Below are 20769 nucleotides of genomic sequence, written 5' to 3' on the forward strand. Positions count from 1 at the left end.
AAATAGTTGCAATTTATCACAACTATCTGAGAAAATGAGAAGAATATGAAAAACAACTAGTAACAAAAATACTGCCTGTGAAACTTGACACTGCACCCGTAGCTATTTCTGCGAAAGACTTGCCAGAATTAAAGGAAAACACTACATCTCAACTCACCACTACAACTATTGAGTCACTGGAACCTGTAATTACTGATAGTCCAAAAAAGCAGGAATCAGCTTTTGTAGTGTTTGGCACAACTTTCGTTACCATCTTTCTTGCAGAAATCGGTGATAAAACCCAGCTATCGACCTTGTTAATGAGTGCAGAATCTCATGCACCTTGGGTAGTTTTTCTCGGTTCTGCGGCTGCGCTCATCACTACTAGTTTATTAGGTGTACTGTTAGGTAGTTGGATATCTAGCCGCCTCAGTCCCAAAACTGTAGAAAAATCAGCCGGAGTAATGTTGCTGTTAATCTCGGTAATGCTGTTTTGGGATGTATTGCAAGGTTAATTTACATCCCTACTCCCCCCTCTGACAAGTGTAGGTATTTTACAAACGTGGCTGAAATGAGGTTTTTCCGTTGGTTGAAAACTCAAATTTTAGTCTTTGATTTTCCGCATAAGAACGAAATTTCGTGATTTGAACCACGTTTAGAACTCTGTTTGAGATTACCCACTCATCCCCATATAAAAAACCTACACCTGTCAGCCCCTCCCCATTCCCTACTCCCGATAAATTTATGGATTGGCATCTTTTAGGAATAAGCTTTATTACAGTTTTTTTATCAGAATTAGGTGACAAAAGCCAGTTAGCTGCGATCGCACTTTCCAGTCGTGGTCAATCTCAGAAGGCGATATTTTTTGGTACAGCAGGCGCACTTCTCTTAACCAGTCTTTTAGGCGCGTTAGCTGGGGGTGCGGTATCAGAATTATTACCTACACGGATTTTAAAAGCGATCGCGGCTGTAGGTTTTGCAATTTTGGCTGCAAGGCTGTTATTTTTTAACAACGAAGAATCGCAAGATTCGGAAACAACACCCTAATTTATCAATGAAAAATGAAAACCCCAGTCTTTCTAAAAAGCTGGGGTTTTTTAACTTTCGATTTTGGTAATGGGGGATAGATTATTTGCATTAACAGACCACAGGCAATAAGTAATAATGCAGAAGATTGTATTCTCTACTACCTACTCACCTTTTTTATGTATTTATTCAGCTTGCATCCGCCAGCATTTATTTAGCAATATCCCGCCAGTCATAAGCTTGAGGGTTTCTAGTACCCAGTAACCTCCGTGTAACAAATTCATATTTCCGGGAGTTGTGATTTGCTCAAACAAGTTGAGATGAACCCCTGCTGCGCACATTTGTGGAGTAAAGAAATAAGTCTCTAACAGAGATATAGTTAACAATATAATCGCGAAAACAATCGTATTAGGATGCCAAGTTGCTTTGGATTTGCTTAAAGCCAATACACCAGTTAAAACTACCGCAGCACATAACAATTCAATGCGATTAAAATTCCAAAAAATTGCATAGCCAGCTGTAGTAAAACTAGCTTCGGTCATCATACCCGAAAGATAAAGGCTAGGCATAATTACCCAATCTAAAACTAGGCTACCACCTAGCCAAAAGCCCAATGTCAACATAATGGCAGTCCGCCAAATTGACCCTTTGAATTCAACTGTAGCAAGAGTATTCATAACACAAAATAATTGCTGTTCTTTTACTCTTAGTGTCTAACTTAAATAGTAGCTTTGACAACAAATATCAATTAACTTTTACAAATTAGTATTAACTACAAGAACAAAACTAGTAACAAAAACGTAAAGAAAGGTTAATACATAAAATTTTAAGAGTCAACCTGCATTAATCAGATACCTCCAATCAAAACCGAAGATTCCTTGTACTGAGTCGTTGGAAAAAATAAACCACCTACCACTACTGGTCTGTTTGTATTGCAAGACTAGAATCAGGTGCAGTTTTTGTATTTTCTTATACATAATTTTTTGAAAACTCTAAACTTTTTGCATAATTCCCTCTCAGGATAGAGCATAATTACTTAAAAATTGCACAAAAGAGAGATATTTAAAGCTTGATTATTTTCTTTTGATATGTGATTATACTTACTTAATAGTTAACTTAAAATTAACCTTTACTTAACTTTAAATCCTTGCTCAGCAAGAGCTTTGTATAAAACTGGTTAATTAGGCAACCAATAAAGTGCGCAGCTAAATAATCTTTTTTAATCAAAAAATAAGTTTTAGGGAAATCCGCTGTATTGATGAACCTCTGTTCATCAAAATCTTACTCATGTTTGTAATTCATCAATGTAATATCAAAAGCAAATAAAGCAATTTGAACAATCAAAATTTACTGTGAAACTGTATTAGTCACTTGAAAGAAAAATATAACAATGATAAAAGAGTTGTTTAAAAAAAATATAATTTACACTAATCAAGCAAATTTAAGCCAGCAAGTTAAAATTGTTGCCTTATCATGTTTGGTGACAATCATACCAGTTGTTTTAATTTTTATATTTTTTAAGTTAATAACTAAATTATCGCTTGATTTACTAACCAGAGATCCATTGGTAATCACTCATGCACGTTTTTACATAGGAATGATATCCAATATTGGCATTCTATTATGGTGTGCTTGTGCCTCAATATGTCTCTTTAGTTCTGCGATCCTAAAAAAATATAACCGTTCTAGAGAAATATCTAAATTTTTATTATTTTCAGGATTGTTGACATCTTTATTGATGCTAGATGATTTATTTATGATTCATGAAGTTGTTTTTCCTGAATATTTACGTATTCATGAGTATTTAGCTTATGTAATTTATTTAGGAATTTTTGTCAGTTTTTTGGTGAAAAATATCAAAGTTATCAAAAAAACTGAGTTTGTTATTTTATTAGCTGCTACGGTATTTTTTAGTCTATCCATTATGTCTGATACGCTCATAAGTGAGATTAATGTAGTGATTGAAGATGTATTTAAATTCTTGGGAATAACCAGTTGGTTTATATATTTTATAAGGTTATGTCTGCAAGAAGTAAGCAGTGCAATTCGGCTGTCATCTTCATCAGATTTTTTGTGATGAACACTGAAATAATGCAGCCTCAGCACACGCAACATACAATATTAATGAAGTAGTCATCTAAAAAAAGTAATGCGTCCTAGAGTGTTGTTGGGTGCAGCGATCGCCAGTGTAACCTTAATACAAGAATGTCTTCTGCCGCCAAGTCAGGCAATTCAGTTGCAAGATGGCACAGTGTATTTTGCACAACCGCCGCGCTTAGTTGAAACTGCTACTACCTATAATGAAGTTTACGTATGGGGTGCGACATACTATTTTACAATCAGCTTGCCAGAGAATGCCGGAGAACCACTACAACGCCTCACAATTAACCAGCGTGAGGGAGTAGATAATATTAACTTTGATTTGAATGACAGTTTTGCTTTTGAAGGTAAGCGTTCTGGTAGAGGGCAAAAGATAGAATTAAAAGATGTGGTGGGCGATCGCAAAACTCGAACTGTGACCATAACATTTGACCCGCCAGTCTCTCCAGGTAAAACAATTACAGTTGGTCTAAAACCCTGGCAAAATCCATACAGTAGCGGTGTGTATCTGTTTGGAGTTACAGCTTTTCCCCCAGGAGAAAAATCTCACGGTCAATTTTTAGGTTATGGCAGATTGCAGTTTTATAACCACAGCGATTCAGTATTTTGGCCGGGGAGATTCTATGGCATTTGGCGGTAGTCAATAAAAACCGCCCAAGCTTTTTGTAAAATTTTAATTTATAGCAGTCGAAGCAGATGTTAGGACTATATTGATTGCTAAAACCCCTGATAATACTAGACTTCTGGCACGAATGTTATAAAACACGAATTTTAAGTCTCGCGCAAAGACACAAAGAGTTACAGAAAATTCACTTGTTTAGTAGGCATAATCTGATTCATGCAAGAGGTCTACTGAGTTTCTACTCAGCACTCAGCACTCAGCACTCAGCACTTTGCTATAAAATTACTTCTCGTTAAACGTCCAAACACCATCATCCCAATCTGAATCAGTTGGTGGTGATTGTAGCCAATGCTGACAACGTAGAAGATGTAACATAGCAGCTTTATCTTGGTTATCAAAAGCTAAAACTTTGGCAAATTCAGCCCTAGCGTAGGTAAACTGGCGCTTAAGGTAATACTCGCGTCCTTTGTGATAGTGTTCAATGACTTGCAGCTTTTCGTTCGGAATAGGGTCGGAACGTAAACCTACAAGTTCATATATAGATACTGGCTCGTTTCTACCCTTGACACGAATATAATCTAATTCTCTAGCCCAAATGTATTCTTGACAGGGTTTAAAAGTATTATCACTGAGAATAATGTCACAACCGTATTGTTTACTGACACTTTCTAGGCGCGAACCAAGGTTAACACCATCGCCAATCGCGGTAAATTCCATCCGCTTACTTGAGCCAATATTGCCACTAATCACTGTATCTGAATTAATACCAATGCCAATATTAATTCTTGGTTTATTAGCTGCGTAGCGACGTTGATTAAATTCGTGCAAGCGATGACGCATTTCTATGGATGTTTGTACGGCCATCCAAGCGTGTTCTTCCAACGGTAGGGGAGAACCGAACACAGCCATAATGGCATCGCCGATATATTTATCGAGAGTACCTTTATGTTTAAAAACTGCCTCTACCATCGACTCAAAATATTCATTCAGCATACTCACCACTTCTTCTGCTTCCAGGTTTTCTGTCAAAGTGGTGTAACCGCGAATATCAGAGAATAAAATTGAAACTTCTTTGCGATCGCCTCCTAGTTTGGCATCATCTAATTTGAGTAATTCTTCCGCTAATTCCTGAGTCATGTAGCGGTACATTGTACTCTTGAGGCGTTTTTCATCGCTAATGTCTTCCATTACTACCAACGCACCACGCACTTGCTGTTGGTCACTCACATCAGCAATGGAATTAATCGATAAATTAATACTGTGTTGTTCTTGTTCTGTACCAGAACTTAAAAGTGTGCGGTCAGGATAATATTGCTGGCGACGTTTGAGGTCGCTGGCGTGTAAAGCATCTTGACACCATTTGCTAAAGTCACCTTCTTTAATGGCGATCGCCTCACTAATTAATTTACCTTCCAAACGGTCTTCGGCTTCTAAACCGAGCAAGCGTTTAGCACTTTCGTTAGCAGCAATAATGCAACCTGATTTATCTGTGGAAATTACACCATTAGAAAGACTCCGCAGAATATCCCGTTGCATTTGTTCTTGTTGTTTGACTGTGGCGAACAATTGCGCATTTTGCAACGCTACTCCTGCTTGAATGTTAAACGCTTCCATGAAATCTTCGTCGTTGCGGTCAAAACTAGCTTGAAAGCATTCAGGCGCTTTTGGCCAAGTCGCTGGATTATAAGCTGGAAAATCGCCAGATTTCTTTTTATTTACCAGTTGTGTAACGCCAATCAATTGTTGGTCGGCGTTAAACACTGGCATACACAATAAGCTACAGGTACGATAACCATTTTGCTGGTCAAGTTGTTTAGCTGTTTCCGAGTCGGGATTATCGTACAAATCAAAAGGAATATTTAGCGTTTTGCCGGATGCAGCTACTATACCCGCAAAACCTTTACCGATGGGTACGCGTAATTCCCTGGTTGAACCGTCATCTTGAGTAATTTTTGTCCACAATTCATGGCGATCGCGGTCTATTAACCAAAGAGTACTGCGATCGGCGTTCATCAATTCTTTCGCTTCGTCCATTACCCGCTTCAGGGTATCTTCTAAGTCAAGGCTACTTTGACTCAGAGACTTAATCGCTTTCATCAACGCCGCCGCAGCTCTTTGTTTTTGCGTCGCCATATAAAAAGAACGCGATGATTCTAAAATCAAGCGAATCGAAGGCGCAAATTCCTGAAATAATTGCTCGTCGTTACGAGTAAAACCCCCAGTATCAATGCGCTCTGCTAAAGGCGCATCGGGATTAGCTAAGGACTTTAATTTATTTAGTAATTGTACTACTGCTACTAATCGACCTTGTTCATTTAACAGTGGCAAAGCCAGCATGGTGTAGGTGCGGTAGCCAGTAATTTTTTCTTGTGCTTGTGCAAATATCGAACGTGGGTCGTTATAGAAATCGAAAGGAATATTAACTACTTGTTTTAATGTCGCAACTTCACCAGCAATACCTTTATCTGCGGGTATCCGTATTTCTAACGAGCGATCGCCTTCTCCTTCTGCGACAATTGACCATAGTTCTTGTTTTTCTTCATCTAACAAAAATATAGTTGTCCGGTCTGCTCCTAATAATTCCCCAGTTTTTAAGGTAATTGACTGCAACATTTCTTGCAGGATTGTTTCAAACCCGTGAGAATCCAACATTGACAGGGTTTGATGCACAATCTGTAATTTGTTCTCGACTTCAGTGACAACTTGTTTAAAAGTATCCTGAGTCAGGGGAGCAAGAAAAGTAGAAATAGTGCCTTTTCTTCTGGCAAGAGCACCCACAGGAGCAGAATTGGGTTGTAATTGGTGATTTTCTTGGTTGTGAACACCAATAATTAAATCAGCGGTCTCCCCAACACTACGTTGATGCACTGTCATAAGTAATTTTCTATAGGAGAATTAGACTTTAGGAATAATTAACACTGTCATTAATTCTATTTATGTGTTGCTTTTAGCCATAAATGATTGACATTACCCACAGTTTAATCCTTCGTTGAGCCTGCGTCATCCTGCTTTACCCCTGTCTTTGCCAATCCTGAGTTTGATAGAATTTTGGCGATGAAAAATCAATATAGTTCGTTTTCTTGCCATGTTCTTTGCTAAAGATGCATTAGCCAAAACTAAGCCGTGATTTGGAATAGACAATATTTATGAGAGTACTATTTGGATAATTCCCAAAATTTTGCCTAAACTAACATCAATTTTCCAAATTATTGCCACAAATGAATTCATCGAACCTAGACACAGACAGCAATCATCAATCGCAGTCGAGGTTGAACCTATGGCGGTAGGTTGATAAAGTTTGTGTGTTTTGGCGGGTTTCCTGAATTCTCATAGTTATCTCAATCTCGATAAGTTGAGTAACAGGATAGGTGCCAGACATTCGCTGAAAGAGATTGTTCTCTTTCTTAACTATAATCTGAATTACGTTAATGAATATAGACGTTATCTTGTCTTCTTCAGTATATTTATGGAATTAAAATAAAAATTTTTCTTGTTCTACATAAGCATGATTTATGTAAATGACTTTTTGATTTTTAGGCAATCATAATAAACAAATAATATTTCGTAGGTATGGATTTACAATATCTATCTTTAGATCAATGAAATTTTCCCAACAAGTTCATGTAATTTAAAAATATTTTTTAATTGCTTGTTAAAGAAATATGACATTATTTGTAGCTATAAGATAGCTCTAGACTTACTCTCTAGCTGAAATTAGACTTTGTAAAACAATCTCTAGTTTGTCACCGTTGTTTGAAAGCTTAGACTATTAATCATTTGCTGAAAAACATCACTATTTTATGGGTAATTGTTAATCAATTACGGTAAATTTATCGGGATATCTGGCTTAAAGTTTTGACATAAAAACCTGTATTGACCACTTAAAAAAAGCAGATTAATGTTATAGGTAAGTCCTACCAAGGACACTATTAAAGCATCAAACAATCAGGAGATTTTTCTTATGATGATGATGATGACTGAATCCATGACTTCGGAAATGCAAACCTGCATGAACGCTTGCATGGAATGTCACAAAATGTGTATGGAAACGATGACTTACTGCATGAGCAAAGGCGGTAAGTACATGGACATGAGCATGATGGGCATGATGCGCGATTGCTCGGAAATGTGCATGATGTGTATGAATATGATGATGGGTGGTTCGGAATTCATGGGACGCACTTGTATGCTGTGTGCAGAAATGTGCGATCGCTGTGCAATGGCTTGTGAACAAATGAGCGATGATTCCAAGATGATGGAATGTGCCGCTGCTTGCCGCAAGTGCGCCGAAGCCTGCCGTTCTATGCAAATGATGCCTGCTTAATTTAACTACTTCGCAGAAGTTTCTCTGCAACCTATTATTCAAGCGCTCAGGCTCTAGCAGTCTGGGCGCTTGAAGTTTTTAGAATTAATAAATTACGGAAATTGTCTTGGAAAACTTGGATCTATGTATCTCCAGAAAGCCTACAAGATAAAATTCCCAGGAGTGAATGATGCAAGTTAACAACAAGCAAATTAAGCAATGGATTTTGCAGCCAATTTTGATGAGTTTGGTAGCAGTTGGAACACTTGCCTGCCAATCTACAGTGAGTTCTTCTCCAAATAACGAGGCGATCGCTAAACAAGTTGTTTCTTTAGAAAAGTCTACTCCCAAACCTGTACCGCAAGACCAAGCTATTTACCGTAGCGATCGCTTTCGTTTTCGGTTTAGCTACTCCACCAAAGATTTTGTGATAGATAACAAAATATCAACTCCTAGAAATAATGTTGATTCTCCTCTAGCAGCTATTGATATCTGGACTAAACAACACGCACAAAAAATCCGCGCTGGAGCTTATGAAGGTGGTACAGAATACCCAGCCAATGTTCAAGTAGCTGTATATAATAATCCCCGCAAATTCTCTTTGCAAAAGTGGGTGAAGCAGAGTAACCAATTTACAGGTAGCCGCGACTTTAAATCTGCAAAGATTGCCGGACAACCGGGAGTAAAATTTCAATCTAGTGGCTTATACGAAAACGAAAACGTAGCTTTTATTAGCCCTAAAGACTCCCGGATTATTGTTGTGTCCTTATCCAAAACTGGTTATGGCAATAATGATGCTATTTACCGTCGAGCATATCAACAGGTGGTAAACTCTTTCGCCTTTTGAAGTCTGAAGTATGAAAGCTAAAGTCTGAAAGCTAAAGTTTAAAAACTAAAGAATGAACTTGATACCTAACATTTCATACTTCATAGTTCATACTACCCTTCTCCCAAAGGGAGACGCTACGCGAACGGGAAGCCACCCAAAGGGTGTCTACACACTTTATACTGGAAATTTAAGGTTGAGTAGAATTATCTAAAAGCATTCTTTGTTGCAACCAATCTTTACCCACTTGGATGCTCACATCCGAATAAAGACTGCCAGTGCTTTCAACCCGCACTTCGCCTATTCCCAAAATATCCCGAATTGATTCAGCGCTATTGCCGTCTCCTTGTTGGGCAACAATGTGAGTTACTTCTAGCGGTTCACTCCAAGGCTTGGCTACATAAACATTACGATAACCTGCCCTTTCCAAAGCTCGAATTAAAGGCCGCAGGGTAGCGCGATCGCTGCCTGTACTATCTTGAATGGCTACTCGTACAGAACCTGGGTCAGTCACTGGAGTTTCAGTGGTTCCAACATTTGATTCTAAACCAAATTGTTTAGCCATGAGTTTGGCAATTTCATTTTTGTTAGGCAACCAATAGCTGGCATCATACTCACCTTTCTCACTAAAGCGACCTGGCAGCATTAGCATCTGCATATTGGAGCGATTGGTACGCACACCAAAACCTAATAACGCCACTAATTCTTCTACCGTCAAGTTAGTATCAATGTGTTCTTTGACAACATTGAGAATTTTGGGTAACTGAGTTAGGGTAGCAGGGTTGAGACTTTGGTCAGTCAAAGCACGCATTACCATTTGCTGACGTTGAATCCGACCGATATCGCCTAATTCATCATGGCGAAAACGCAGTAATTGCAGCGTTTGGTCACCGTTGAGATGTTGTTTGCCTGCTTTTAGATTTATATATAGATGCTGAGAATCATCTTGATATTTCATATCTTTGGGAACATAGACTGTAACGCCGCCCAAAGCATCAATAAGTTTTGCAACTCCCAGAACATTAATCCGAATATAACGGTCAATACCAACGCCGTCCAAAAGATTGCTGATAGTTTTAGCCGTTAAAGCTGGGCCGCCTTCAACGTTGGCGGCATTAATTTTTCGCATTCCATGCCCTTCGATTTCTGTGCGGGTATCTCTGGGAATTGAAAGCATGACTATTTTTTTCGTCTCTGGGTCAAATTTGACCAACAGCATGACATCAGAAAGACCATCAAAAGAATTGACTTGCGGCAAGTAACGAAGATTTTTGGTATCGGCAGGAGGATTTTGGACATCTGGTGGTAGTACACTCATCCCCAGAACTAGAAGATTCACAGGGCGAGTTAATTCAGAAAATCGCAATCCACTACCAGCGATCGCATCACTATCAAAGACGGCTTCTTCTTGGGGGCTGAGATCGGCTTGCTGCAACGGCGTACTAGTTAAAGAAACCGCCAACAAAGCCCCCGCCATTGCTGACACCATTGCAATGCCGCTCATCCCCACCCAAAACCACAACCAACGTCCGGATTTGGGGTTTATCGACTTTTTGCCCTTCGATTTGGGGGTTTTTGCTGAGTGGTTTTCTTCCGCCGAAGTTCTTTGACTGGTCACAGACTTCCTCACACTTGCTGATTAAAATCGGTAAATTTGCAGATGATAAATTGGCAAATACATCAACTCATTAGTAGTTAACTCTTAATTAACCATGTTGATTTTTCCCTGTTGTGTCAACCACAACACTTATAGCAGGATTTTTCTTTTTTGTGGCAAATCCCGATATGTTTTATTGAAGTATGACAACAATAAGTCAGTTTGACCAGATCCGCTAGGAGATAATCTGTAATTAGATAAAAATTCAGTAAAAATACTGTCTATAGGTTTACTGATCAGCATCATGATAAATACTTGCTTAAAATTCTCTCAGCGAAGTTACTCAACCCTGGTAAACGACTAGATTTTCCCCGAATAATCCGAAAAATTAGCCAAATACTCACTAAAAAATAACCCGATGTCAGAAAGCTATTGAGTATTAATAAACGCAATCCAAAAAATTCAGACGTTGCTGCACCAGTTGCTAAGAAAAGATAAGCTAACAACCAAGTAAATGTCAGAGTAATAGACTGACGGCTAACTGTCAGTTGTTCCCGACTTCCCTGGTGACGATAAAGAGTCCATAAAGATGGTAGAACACCAATAACGGGAATTACATAAATCAGCAACTGTCTTTTATGAGTATCTGTGTTTGGACTCAAGATGGTAGAGGCAGAGTTATGACCCGCCTCTACCCCTGAAGAATCACTAATTGGTTCAAGATTTTCCATTTGGGTGAGTCTAATCCTAAACTAGAGAGATGAAAGACTGTAATGTAGTTAGAGATAATAGGCTTTAGAGAAAGATTTATTTAGTTTTATCTCGCAAGCGGCTAAAGATGCAGACACGCAAGCTAATCGACTGGTGGCAGACACTAACACCAATAGCGCGAATCGGAGCGATCGCTCTGTTCGCACCACTGCTAGTCCTCAATGGTTGGGCGATTTCAGCAATTTTTGATTATTTTCATTCTCTAATAGTTATTTTAGTCGGAGCCTCTGTACTGGCATTTCTGCTCAACTACCCCGTTAGCTGGATGGAGCATCACGGTGCTAAGCGAGAGCAAGTTGCTGTCCTGGTGTTTTTATTAGCGTTATCGATTTTATTAGCATTAGGCGTGACTCTGTTTCCGTTAGCGTTAACTCAGGCTCAGCAGCTAGTAGCTCGCTTACCAGAGTTGATTGATTCTGGGCGATCGCAGTTAATGATGTTAAACGAGAAAGCAGAAGTTCTCGGTTTACCAATTAACCTTGATGCTCTTGTAGTGCAAATAAACGATCGCGTCAAGGGACAACTCCAAGCGATCGCAGGACAAGTTCTCAACCTGGCTGTTGTCACATTCACTAGCTTGCTAGATTTTCTGCTGACGATGGTTTTGACTTTTTATCTTTTGCAACATGGCGATGAACTCTGGCAAAGTTTAGTAGATTGGCTACCCAGCAGATTTCGTGAACCTTTCTCGCAAACAGTCCGCCTCAGTTTCCAAAACTTTTTTATCACTCAGCTAATTTTATCTACCTGTATGGCCTCAGCCTTAATTCCTGCCTTTTTGTGGCTGAAAGTGCCATTCGGTCTGTTATTTGGTCTCACCATCGGGATTATGGCTCTTGTACCCTTTGGTGGTTCTGTGGGTATTATCCTGACTACCTCGCTAGTGGCTTTGCAAGATTTTTGGATGGGAGCCAGAGTTTTACTCGCAGCCGTAATTGTGCAACAAATTTTAGAAAATTTAATTGCTCCTCGGATATTAGGCAGTTTTACTGGCTTAAACCCAGTCTGGATACTAATTTCTGTCTTGACTGGTGCGAGAGTTGGGGGATTATTAGGTGTCATAGTAGCAGTACCAACTGCTGTCATCGTCAAGACTGCATTAGTAGCTCTGCGTCCTGGTAAGTTAAGTAGCGAAACAGATGACAGCACCTCTAAATGTGAGAAAACTGCACCCAGCATAGTGGAAGAATCACCCAAAGCCGAGGCTAAAAATCCCCTCAGTTTTTCTGAACCAACATTACCTTAGAAGAGGCTGAGAGGTGAGCAGGACTGTTTTATTCTCTAAAACAAAGTCTTGAATACATTACTCAAAAGTTTTTAGACATCCTTTAATTTTGATACCAAGTTGCCAAAGTTAGTAGGGTTGAGAATCAAATTTGTTACTAAACTAATTTTTCACCAAATAACACTAACTAAGGTAACTTGGTATGAATTTCACTAACTATCTTTACAAATTATCAACTCTAGCCTCAATCACATTTTCGATAGAGTCAGAAACTTGAGAAAGGAAGTTGTACCCAGTTCTTGATTCCAGAGTATCAACGCTAACTCTGTAATTTCTCCAAGGGTTGCTTCTTATGCCTTGTGTATTAGGAATATCAACAGCAATTACCCTGGTACCAGTATTTACACCACTAACTCCTAAACCTGGTCTGTCTAACACTACAATAACCTTCCAAGTTCTTGCTGGGACAGTAATACTGGTACTAGGAGTTGTTGCAGCAGGAAATGAGGTTTTGTAACCATTTGACCCTGTTCCACCAGTACCGTAACTACCCGAAATAATATAAAGTTCTTTACCTTGACTGACCAAACTTCTACAATAATCTTCTAAACTTGCCCATACACCTTGATTATTATCAGGAGCTTGGGGAATGATATTCGACATCAAGAATGTAGCAGAATTATTAGTAATTGTGTTGGTTCTATCGGCGGAAGGAGTCATATGTCCTCTGTCAAAGCCGCTACCAACGTAGTCACTACCGCCGACTCGATAGCAACTGGAAGGCACTGCGGTATCTGCACGAAAATCATCCTGGCGAGGCGCACTACCTAACCATGATGAGTTTAACTGCCAACTTACCCAATTTGGTATTCTCTTGGAACAGTTATATGAGAGTGCGTACTGACTTTTAAGTAATAGGTAGTTATTGAGAGAACTAGTGCCAGCACCGCTAGGATTACCCATTGTTAAATGAATACTTGTTGAGCTTTGAGCGGTAAGTGGCTTTTGGAAAGCATTAAACAGAACGAAAAGTGCTGCTGGCAAGGCAACAGGTAAAATAACCTTAAAAAATTTAGACTTGTGCATGTTGATGTGTTGCTGATTAGTTGAAATAAAATACAATTGTTTCTGTATTGATTACAGAAGTTGGGTAAAACTTAGCGTCTGAAATATAATTCTGGTTGAATAAGAAGAGGTAAAAAAGTCGTAAACTTGGCATTAATATTTAGTAATCATTCCAATACTTATCGGAAATTTAAATATTACTTAATCGGAAAAAGTCTTGATAGTAATTTGTGCATGAATAAGCAGGAGAAAAAATAATTAATTGCAGATAAACACTCTACAAATGCGCATATATATGCCTATACAGTTCAGATAAGATAATTCATTATGCTTTGTAAACCAGTAGAAACGCGAAATTTTGCGTCTCTACAAACCTGATATTCTCACCACATAACCCTAACTTAACCGTATTGATATATATGCCCCTACTTGTGTAAGTAATACCAATTTGAAAAATGTTTGCGACAGATGAATTGATAGAAGCTATACGCAGATAGCAATTCCCAATCCAAAATCTAAAACCCAAAATCCAAAATGGTATAACTCATCCCAAGTTGCAATCCAAAATAGTCAATTGGGGTGGGAGTAGGGAGTAAAAATACTATTGCTGAGTGCAAATTAGTCTCAAATGAGAATTGCTATAAATCAGATATGATGGCAATTTCTGGAAAAAATTTATTTTAATTAGCAAAAGTGTTTAAGTTCTGCCTACGAGGCTGGCCACTACTGTCGCTAACTCAGCAGGTTCAATGGGTTTAGGTAAATGTAGTTGAAAACCTTCTTGAATAGCACGCATCCGATCTTCGGCTCTAGCGTAAGCGGTTAAAGCTGCTGCGGGAATTTTACCACCTTGTTCTGGAGGTTGCGATCGCAATTGCCGAATCAATGAATATCCATCCTCACCGGGCATACCGATATCACTGACTAACACATTTGGTTTCCACTGGGAAATAACTTGTAATGCTTCTGGAACTGAACCAACAGCTTGCACTTCGGCATGACATTGTTGCAGTACTGTGGTCATATATTCACGGGTGTCGGCTTCGTCGTCTACCACTAGTACTCGCACACCAGTAAGGGAGGGACTGGAAGGTAAAACATCAAAATTTGCTGTTAGTAAACTGACTGACTCAGACATTGTTTGTTTGTTTGGCACAAGTAAAGGTAATTTGACGGTAAACGTCGTACCTTGTCCTTCTCCTGGGCTATCTACATGTACAGTACCGCCGTGCAATTCTACTAAGTGACGTACAATTGCTAAACCTAATCCTAATCCACCGTGCGCTCTGGTGCTGGAACTGTCGGCTTGACGGAATCTATCGAAGACGTAAGGCAGAAACTCGTGCTGAATCCCAACACCTGTATCAATTATTTGAATTTGAGCGTAGCTGATGGATTCTGGAACATGACCAACAGTTCTGGAGAGTCGAATTTCAACTTTACCGCCTTGGGGTGTAAACTTAATGGCATTTGATAGCAAGTTCCACATGATTTGCTGTAAGCGATCGCTATCACCAGAAATTAAGAATTGGCTTTCGCTGTGCTGTGACTGTCCATGATTAACCTTTGAAAATTGTAAGTCGATTTCTTTGGCTTGGGCTGCTAAAGTAACAGTTTCAATTGTTGATTCAATAATATTGATCAGATTGCAAGTAGAAACTTTTAGATGTAACTTCCCTCTAATCATCCGTGAGATATCGAGTAAGTCTTCAATCATTTGGGTTTGCGCCCTAGCATTGCGCTCAATGGTTTCTAGCGCCTTAGCAATTTGGCTATCACTCAGTTTGCGGTTGCGTAGTAGTTGCGCCCAACCGAGAATTGCATTGAGAGGCGATCGCAATTCATGAGAGAGTATAGCTAAAAACTCGTCTTTCATGCGGTTGGCTTCTTGCAACTGCTCGGTTTGCTGCTGCAACGAAGTAATTAAACTTGCCCTTTCCATTGCGATCGCAATTTGGTCGCAAATCGCCTGCATCATGCTTCTTTGATTTTCGCTGAAGAAATCACGCCTGCGACTACCAAAAGAAAGGGTACCGAATAACTTGCCTTGAGCGATTAATGGGTAGCAGTAGTAAGCTTTCACACCTAGTGAGCGAATCAAGTCTGTTTTGGCATCTGTTCCTTGCTGGACAGCTTCTACATAAATTGATTGGCGACATTGGGCTGCTGTACCGCAGACTGCTTGACCAAACTCTAACCATTCAATTTCTTTGGCTATTTCTTCTGCAATGCCTCCATAAGAAGCTAGACGCATTACCTGTGAATTATCCTCAATTAAATAGTTGAAGTAAACATCTAAACTAATTTGTTCTTTCATGTGGCAGAAAACGCTGTCAATCAACGCCACAGGGTTCTGGCTGGATAAGAGAGCGCTGGCTGTGCTAAACAGTAGCTGGAGCCTTTGATTTCCCAGTGATAATGCTTTTTCTACTTGCTTTAGGTTAGTAATATCTTGAAATACTAATATACAGGTGGCTGGATAACCATGCATTGCTGGCAGCGTATCCGCAAATATTAATAAAGAATACACACCTTGGCTTGTATGCCAATCCATTTCCATTCCATCCAAACGTTCACCACGGGCAACTCGTACCCCTGGCATTTGCTCGTTGGGAATACGATTGCCGGTGGCATCTGTGCAGTAGTAAACTTTGTGATACTCTTCGGCTGGTATTCCTTGGGGAAATTCACCTCCAGCTAATTCGTTCGCCGCTCGATTGGCAAATGTTACCCGCGCTGTTCCCGGTTCGATAAACAGCAATGGTCTAGGCATCAGGTTTAGCACATTTTCTAGCCATTTTTGTTGATTTTGCTGTAATTCCTCGGCTTGCTTGCGGCTAGTAATATCTAAGAATGCGCCAATGCAACCTCTGCTTTTGCCTTCTTCATCAAATAAAGGCGCAACGTATTCTACTAACTTGGTGACTTGACCATTTTCATGCACAACATCGACTTCAAAATCTAGAACTTCCACACCATAAGCTGCGGCGTATTGCATAGGTAATTCTTCTGGAGTTAGTTCTCGACCCTCACGGTAGACTTTAAATGTTGTTGGTCGTTCGTCAACAGACGCACTGAGAGAAGCATTTGTATCTGTTGAGATACCTAATTGCTTGGCACAACAAGGGTTAACTCGAATATTCTTACATTCAGGATCTTCGGCAATGCCAATTCCTATGGGAATCACATCTAATAGCGTTTGCAACTCAACAACCCGCCGCTGTAAATCTCGATTCAGTTGCAGAATTTTTTCTTGTGCTTGCTGTCGTTCCCTTAAGTCCAGAATAAAGGCTACAGATTCTTCCCGTTGTTCTCCCACTAGTACGTAGCCTACTAACACTGGTATGCGGCTACCATCTTTGCGAATATATTCTTTTTTATATGGTGTGCAAGCGCCACTGGTATTGGCTTTGGCTTCGGCAATTCCTTGCTCATCTAAATGCAGATATTCTAGTGGGGTGACTTTGTCCCACTTTAATCGGCCTCCGAGTAAATCTTCTTGGGTGTAACCAACCATACCCAGAAATTCGTCATTTGCTTGATGAATATTACCGTACACATCTCCAAATAAGATGCCGATCACGTTAGCATCAACGAAACTTTTGAGTTTTTCTTCGTAGGCTCTTAGTGCTTTTTGAGTGTGTTCGTTTTTGTACCACAGACGTTCAACAACTGCTGCACATTGCCAAACTAAAAGGGCAAAAATAATAATCAGGATCAGTGCAAATAGCGCTATGGCAAAAGCTGGGTCATAATGTCCGGCTCGCTGACCTTGAATAATTAACCACCCTAATAATAAAGGTACAGCGATCGCGGCCATTAATAAACGACGCGCCAGTAAGCCACCATAAGTTTGGCTATTAATTACCCGCATTAATCCTTGGTCAACCCGCACCCAGAGAATTCCTACACACAGCAGACTGAACAGGCATACTGTGTGTAACGCCATTGGTGTTCCGGAAGGATAGAAACTGTAGAGAATTTTGACATCGTAGGTGTAACCAATGAGTGCTTCTAAGGAAACCACCCCAGCTATGAGAGTCAGAATTTGACTATACCAACTACGGCGTTCGCTTTTTGGATAAGTCAAAAGTTCTAAAGCACTACCCAGCAACAAAAAGTTCAATGCGGTGTTTAATCCCATCCGCCCTGGATAAGATGTCAACAAAGGAGTTTGTGAATCCCGAAACAGTAGCTCGTCAATTCCGAAATTCCAGCCAAACAAATATTGAATAATTGTGAGTGCGCCAACAATGATTGGTACTAATCCAAATGCTCTAGCAAGCCACAAATAAATAATTTGCTGTCTTCTTTTAAATTTATGTCTTAAATCCCCATCAGTCTGCTTGTTTTTATTGAGTTGTGACAACCACAGCGACATACCTAAAAAAATAAAACAAATTGCTGTGTTTGCTTTCATTGTCAACAAACGGGGATTGCTACCCCCCTTGAGAAATTCAATGTCGAATATCCAGCCAAACAGCACAAAACTACCAGCGAGGATGGCGATCGCTGCTGCAACCTTTACTACTATTGAATTCCTGATATCTTGCAGTTGCAAGCAGTTGCTGTTTAGCATTGATATTTTTGTAACCGCATCTATAACTAGACTAGCGTGCTAAAATTTTGACGTTTTGTGGGTTTACATCTTTTATTGTGCGTCTCAGAAATTACGATAAATTCGCTGTTTTTTCATCTATCTATAATAGAACTCCTATTTGATCATTGCGAAGCTCACCTTGAAATTACACAATTACTTATGCTGTTGACTGTTGACGGTTAAGCGTCAACACAAAAAAATCTGCAAGATACAGCAGATTGCAAGTGAATAAGGTACAAATTGGAGAAGAAAGCTATATACTACGATGCTTTCAAAGCTGTTCCCTGTTGCCTGTTCCCTGCTGTATATGTTGAATTTTTTGTAGCTAATTAAAAAGACAAGCTTTGTTGTTGACCATCATCGGGAAATTGCTGCTGGCTTACACCTACAAGTTCCACAATTATTTGCCGCTGTGGAGGTGTCCATTTTCCCTCTCGCGTACTAATGTTGACTATTGTTTGGTTTGTCTGTGTAATTACACTAATTTTTCTGAGGGAAAAATTTTGATTGAGGTACTCGAATGTTTGCCCATCATCTTCATAAAAACTAAATTCACCATTGCCAGGCCAAACCCGAAGGCGAATTTCATGAGATGGTAATTCATTAACATATTGCATCACTGGCTGCATGGGAATCACAGCACCACCACGGACATAAAGTGGCATTTTTTCTAAGGGTGCATGAACAAGAATGTGAGTAGGGCCTTGATAAGATTCGCCACTCCACCAGTCATACCAAGTACCTGCGGGTAAATAGACAACTCGATGCTCAATACCAGGACGGTAAATTGGTGCAGCCATCAGTGAGGAACCTAACAGTACTTGATCGTAAAGGGTGTAAGTTTTACTATCGTTAGGAAAATGGTAAAGTAATGGTCTTAAAATTGGTGCGCCTGTGGTGGCGGCTTCCCAAAATAAACTGTAGATGTAAGGCAAAAGCTGGTAACGCAGATTAATATATTCTCTACAGATATTTTCGGTGCGATCGCCAAATACCCAAGGTTCATGACGCGCCGTAGACATAGCCGAGTGACCACGCATCAACGGGTAAAGCATTCCTACCTGCATCCAACGGGCAAATAATTCAGCTGTGGCGTTTCCTGCAAACCCGCCAATGTCGCACCCCACAAATCCCACACCCGAAAGTCCCATGTTGCAAAGCATGGGTAGGGACATTTCCAAATGTTCCCACAAAGATTGGTTATCCCCCATCCACACAGAAGACCAACGCTGCACTCCAGCATAACCAGAACGAGTTAAGACAAAGGATCGCTCTTGTTGACGATGTTGTTGCAACCCTTCATAACAAGCCTTCGCCATCATCAACCCATACAAATTATGCACTTCTTGATGAGTAGTTTCCCCTTGCGGTGCATCCAACGGAAACCAAATCTTCTCGCCGCCATCCCCAAAGGGACGATTATCAATAGCGGGTTCGTTCATATCATTCCAAATACCCGCCACGCCAATATCTGTAAGGCTTTTGTGTAAATTCCCCCACCAATGCCGCACATCAGCACGCATAAAGTCAGGAAATACAGCTTTTTCCGGCCAAACATAACCGTGAAACAGCCTCCCATCAACTTTTCGCACAAAATAATCGTTGGCTAATCCTTGGTCAAAAACATGATAATCAGCTTCTGGTTCATACTTTACGCCAGGGTCAATAATTGTTACTGTTTTAAAGCCATCTTTTGCTAAGTCACCAATTAATTTTTCGGCGTTGGGAAAGCGTGTGGGACTCCATGTAAACACGCGATAACCGCGCATATAGTCGATATCAAGGTGAATCACATCACAGGGAATGCGACGCTGGCGAAATTCTTGTGCTAATTCCCGGACAACACTTTCTGATTCATAACTCCAACGACATTGGTGATATCCTAATGCCCATTTGGGAGGTAAAGGCATTCTCCCAATTAACTGAGTATAGGTGCGGAGAATTTGGGCAGGTTCAGGGCCGTAGATGATGTAATAATCTAACTCACCACCGCGAGTTTCCATCTTCCAGACACCTGGTTGTTCTGCACCGATATCAAATTGACTCCAGAAGGTGGTATTAAAAAAAATGCCGTAGCCAACATTGGGACGCAACGCCATAAAAAATGGAATTGCTTGGTACATTTCATCGGTGAGTGCGTCGTAATCTAAAGCATCAACTGTCCAGTTTGTTTTAACTTGACTGAGTTTATCTAAAAAGCCTGTGCGTTCACCAAAGCCGTAGAAATGTTCATCGGCGGCAATTTCTTTCCAGCCTGCAACTGCACCTAAACGCCAACCAATACCTATATTTGCATCTTGGGCAAAAGGACGATGTGCTAAATCAAAGCAGGTAAGATGAAAATTTTGCTTTTGGATGCAGATGCGGATTTTTTCTGTGGTGATTTCTACAGTGGAATTAGTTTCTTGTACCTCAAATGGTAATTTTTGCCACTCGCTATCATCCAAAGTTATAGCCCAATTACGTCGGGGTAAAAATTCGCCTGTGGCTGCAAAACGCACACGAATTAAATTAGCGGCAAGTATGCTGAGGCTGAGGCGTGAATTACCACATTCCAAATTAATAGTACGTTCACTTTTATTTACCAATTCCACTGCGCCAACTGTTTTCCAAGGTTGGTTAGTGCTGGGGAGTTTTCCAAAATATTGTGGCATA

At 40.0% G+C, this 20769-nt stretch carries 14 protein-coding genes; 7 read left to right on the plus strand and 7 right to left on the minus strand.

Features of this window, described 5'->3' with window-relative positions:
• Positions 1-77 precede the first annotated feature (77 nt).
• On the plus strand, positions 78-494 hold the full coding sequence (locus ACMX3D_RS05250) for a TMEM165/GDT1 family protein (protein ID WP_482750397.1): 417 nt from the start codon (positions 78-80) through the stop codon (positions 492-494).
• Positions 495-723: 229 nt separating this feature from the next.
• Positions 724-1026: a TMEM165/GDT1 family protein gene (locus ACMX3D_RS05255; RefSeq protein WP_482750398.1), complete on the plus strand. Its 303-nt coding sequence runs from the start codon at positions 724-726 to the stop codon at positions 1024-1026.
• 164 nt (positions 1027-1190) lie between these two features.
• Here the strand turns inward: ACMX3D_RS05255 and ACMX3D_RS05260 are convergent, their stop codons facing one another.
• Entirely contained in the window at positions 1191-1682 is a 492-nt protein-coding gene (locus ACMX3D_RS05260) for a DUF4149 domain-containing protein (protein ID WP_482750399.1), read from the minus strand.
• 713 nt (positions 1683-2395) lie between these two features.
• Here ACMX3D_RS05260 and ACMX3D_RS05265 point away from each other — a divergent pair.
• Positions 2396-3082 (plus strand): hypothetical protein, encoded by a 687-nt coding sequence (locus tag ACMX3D_RS05265; RefSeq protein WP_482750400.1) that lies wholly within the window; start codon positions 2396-2398, stop codon positions 3080-3082.
• A gap of 72 nt (positions 3083-3154) precedes the next feature.
• Positions 3155-3745, plus strand: coding sequence for a DUF2808 domain-containing protein (locus ACMX3D_RS05270; protein ID WP_482750401.1), 591 nt, complete (start codon positions 3155-3157; stop codon positions 3743-3745).
• 264 nt (positions 3746-4009) lie between these two features.
• Here the strand turns inward: ACMX3D_RS05270 and ACMX3D_RS05275 are convergent, their stop codons facing one another.
• The gene (locus ACMX3D_RS05275; RefSeq protein WP_482750402.1) at positions 4010-6601 is read right to left on the minus strand and encodes a GAF domain-containing protein; all 2592 of its coding nucleotides are present in this window, start codon (positions 6599-6601) and stop codon (positions 4010-4012) included.
• Between the two features lie 1087 nt (positions 6602-7688).
• Between ACMX3D_RS05275 and ACMX3D_RS05280 the strand changes: the two genes are divergently transcribed.
• Both ACMX3D_RS05280 and ACMX3D_RS05285 read left to right on the plus strand, forming a co-directional pair.
• Positions 7689-8051: a four-helix bundle copper-binding protein gene (locus ACMX3D_RS05280; RefSeq protein ID WP_482750403.1), complete on the plus strand. Its 363-nt coding sequence runs from the start codon at positions 7689-7691 to the stop codon at positions 8049-8051.
• A gap of 166 nt (positions 8052-8217) precedes the next feature.
• Entirely contained in the window at positions 8218-8877 is a 660-nt protein-coding gene (locus ACMX3D_RS05285) for a hypothetical protein (protein WP_482750404.1), read from the plus strand.
• A 169-nt stretch (positions 8878-9046) separates the two neighbouring features.
• Here ACMX3D_RS05285 and ACMX3D_RS05290 read toward each other — a convergent pair whose 3' ends face one another.
• Both ACMX3D_RS05290 and ACMX3D_RS05295 read right to left on the minus strand, forming a co-directional pair.
• The gene (locus ACMX3D_RS05290; protein ID WP_482750405.1) at positions 9047-10474 is read right to left on the minus strand and encodes an LCP family protein; all 1428 of its coding nucleotides are present in this window, start codon (positions 10472-10474) and stop codon (positions 9047-9049) included.
• Positions 10475-10755: 281 nt separating this feature from the next.
• Positions 10756-11184 (minus strand): hypothetical protein, encoded by a 429-nt coding sequence (locus ACMX3D_RS05295; RefSeq protein WP_482750406.1) that lies wholly within the window; start codon positions 11182-11184, stop codon positions 10756-10758.
• Between the two features lie 107 nt (positions 11185-11291).
• Here ACMX3D_RS05295 and ACMX3D_RS05300 point away from each other — a divergent pair, with 107 nt between their 5' ends.
• The gene (locus ACMX3D_RS05300) at positions 11292-12470 is read left to right on the plus strand and encodes an AI-2E family transporter (protein WP_482750407.1); all 1179 of its coding nucleotides are present in this window, start codon (positions 11292-11294) and stop codon (positions 12468-12470) included.
• A 201-nt stretch (positions 12471-12671) separates the two neighbouring features.
• Here the strand turns inward: ACMX3D_RS05300 and ACMX3D_RS05305 are convergent, their stop codons facing one another.
• From ACMX3D_RS05305 to ACMX3D_RS05315, 3 genes are all read right to left on the minus strand, one after another.
• The gene (locus ACMX3D_RS05305) at positions 12672-13535 is read right to left on the minus strand and encodes a DNA/RNA non-specific endonuclease (protein ID WP_482750408.1); all 864 of its coding nucleotides are present in this window, start codon (positions 13533-13535) and stop codon (positions 12672-12674) included.
• A 676-nt stretch (positions 13536-14211) separates the two neighbouring features.
• Complete coding sequence (locus ACMX3D_RS05310; RefSeq protein WP_482750409.1) at positions 14212-18093, minus strand: PAS domain-containing hybrid sensor histidine kinase/response regulator; 3882 nt, start codon at positions 18091-18093, stop codon at positions 14212-14214.
• Positions 18094-18443: 350 nt separating this feature from the next.
• Complete coding sequence (locus ACMX3D_RS05315) at positions 18444-20768, minus strand: glycoside hydrolase family 31 protein (RefSeq protein WP_482750410.1); 2325 nt, start codon at positions 20766-20768, stop codon at positions 18444-18446.
• Position 20769 lies beyond the last annotated feature (1 nt).

This window comes from Anabaena sp. TISTR 8404, from assembly GCF_056847745.1.

What these genes read in the sequence shown, in the direction of transcription:
- ACMX3D_RS05280 (WP_482750403.1), top strand. Translation starts at nt 7,689, where the DNA reads ATGATGATGATGATGACTGAATCCATGACTTCGGAAATGCAAACCTGC.
- ACMX3D_RS05295 (WP_482750406.1), bottom strand. Translation starts at nt 11,184, where the DNA reads ATGGAAAATCTTGAACCAATTAGTGATTCTTCAGGGGTAGAGGCGGGT.
- ACMX3D_RS05260 (WP_482750399.1), bottom strand. Translation starts at nt 1,682, where the DNA reads ATGAATACTCTTGCTACAGTTGAATTCAAAGGGTCAATTTGGCGGACT.
- ACMX3D_RS05310 (WP_482750409.1), bottom strand. Translation starts at nt 18,093, where the DNA reads ATGCTAAACAGCAACTGCTTGCAACTGCAAGATATCAGGAATTCAATA.
- ACMX3D_RS05265 (WP_482750400.1), top strand. Translation starts at nt 2,396, where the DNA reads ATGATAAAAGAGTTGTTTAAAAAAAATATAATTTACACTAATCAAGCA.
- ACMX3D_RS05315 (WP_482750410.1), bottom strand. Translation starts at nt 20,768, where the DNA reads ATGCCACAATATTTTGGAAAACTCCCCAGCACTAACCAACCTTGGAAA.
- ACMX3D_RS05300 (WP_482750407.1), top strand. Translation starts at nt 11,292, where the DNA reads ATGCAGACACGCAAGCTAATCGACTGGTGGCAGACACTAACACCAATA.
- ACMX3D_RS05285 (WP_482750404.1), top strand. Translation starts at nt 8,218, where the DNA reads ATGATGCAAGTTAACAACAAGCAAATTAAGCAATGGATTTTGCAGCCA.
- ACMX3D_RS05305 (WP_482750408.1), bottom strand. Translation starts at nt 13,535, where the DNA reads ATGCACAAGTCTAAATTTTTTAAGGTTATTTTACCTGTTGCCTTGCCA.
- ACMX3D_RS05270 (WP_482750401.1), top strand. Translation starts at nt 3,155, where the DNA reads ATGCGTCCTAGAGTGTTGTTGGGTGCAGCGATCGCCAGTGTAACCTTA.
- ACMX3D_RS05275 (WP_482750402.1), bottom strand. Translation starts at nt 6,601, where the DNA reads ATGACAGTGCATCAACGTAGTGTTGGGGAGACCGCTGATTTAATTATT.
- ACMX3D_RS05255 (WP_482750398.1), top strand. Translation starts at nt 724, where the DNA reads ATGGATTGGCATCTTTTAGGAATAAGCTTTATTACAGTTTTTTTATCA.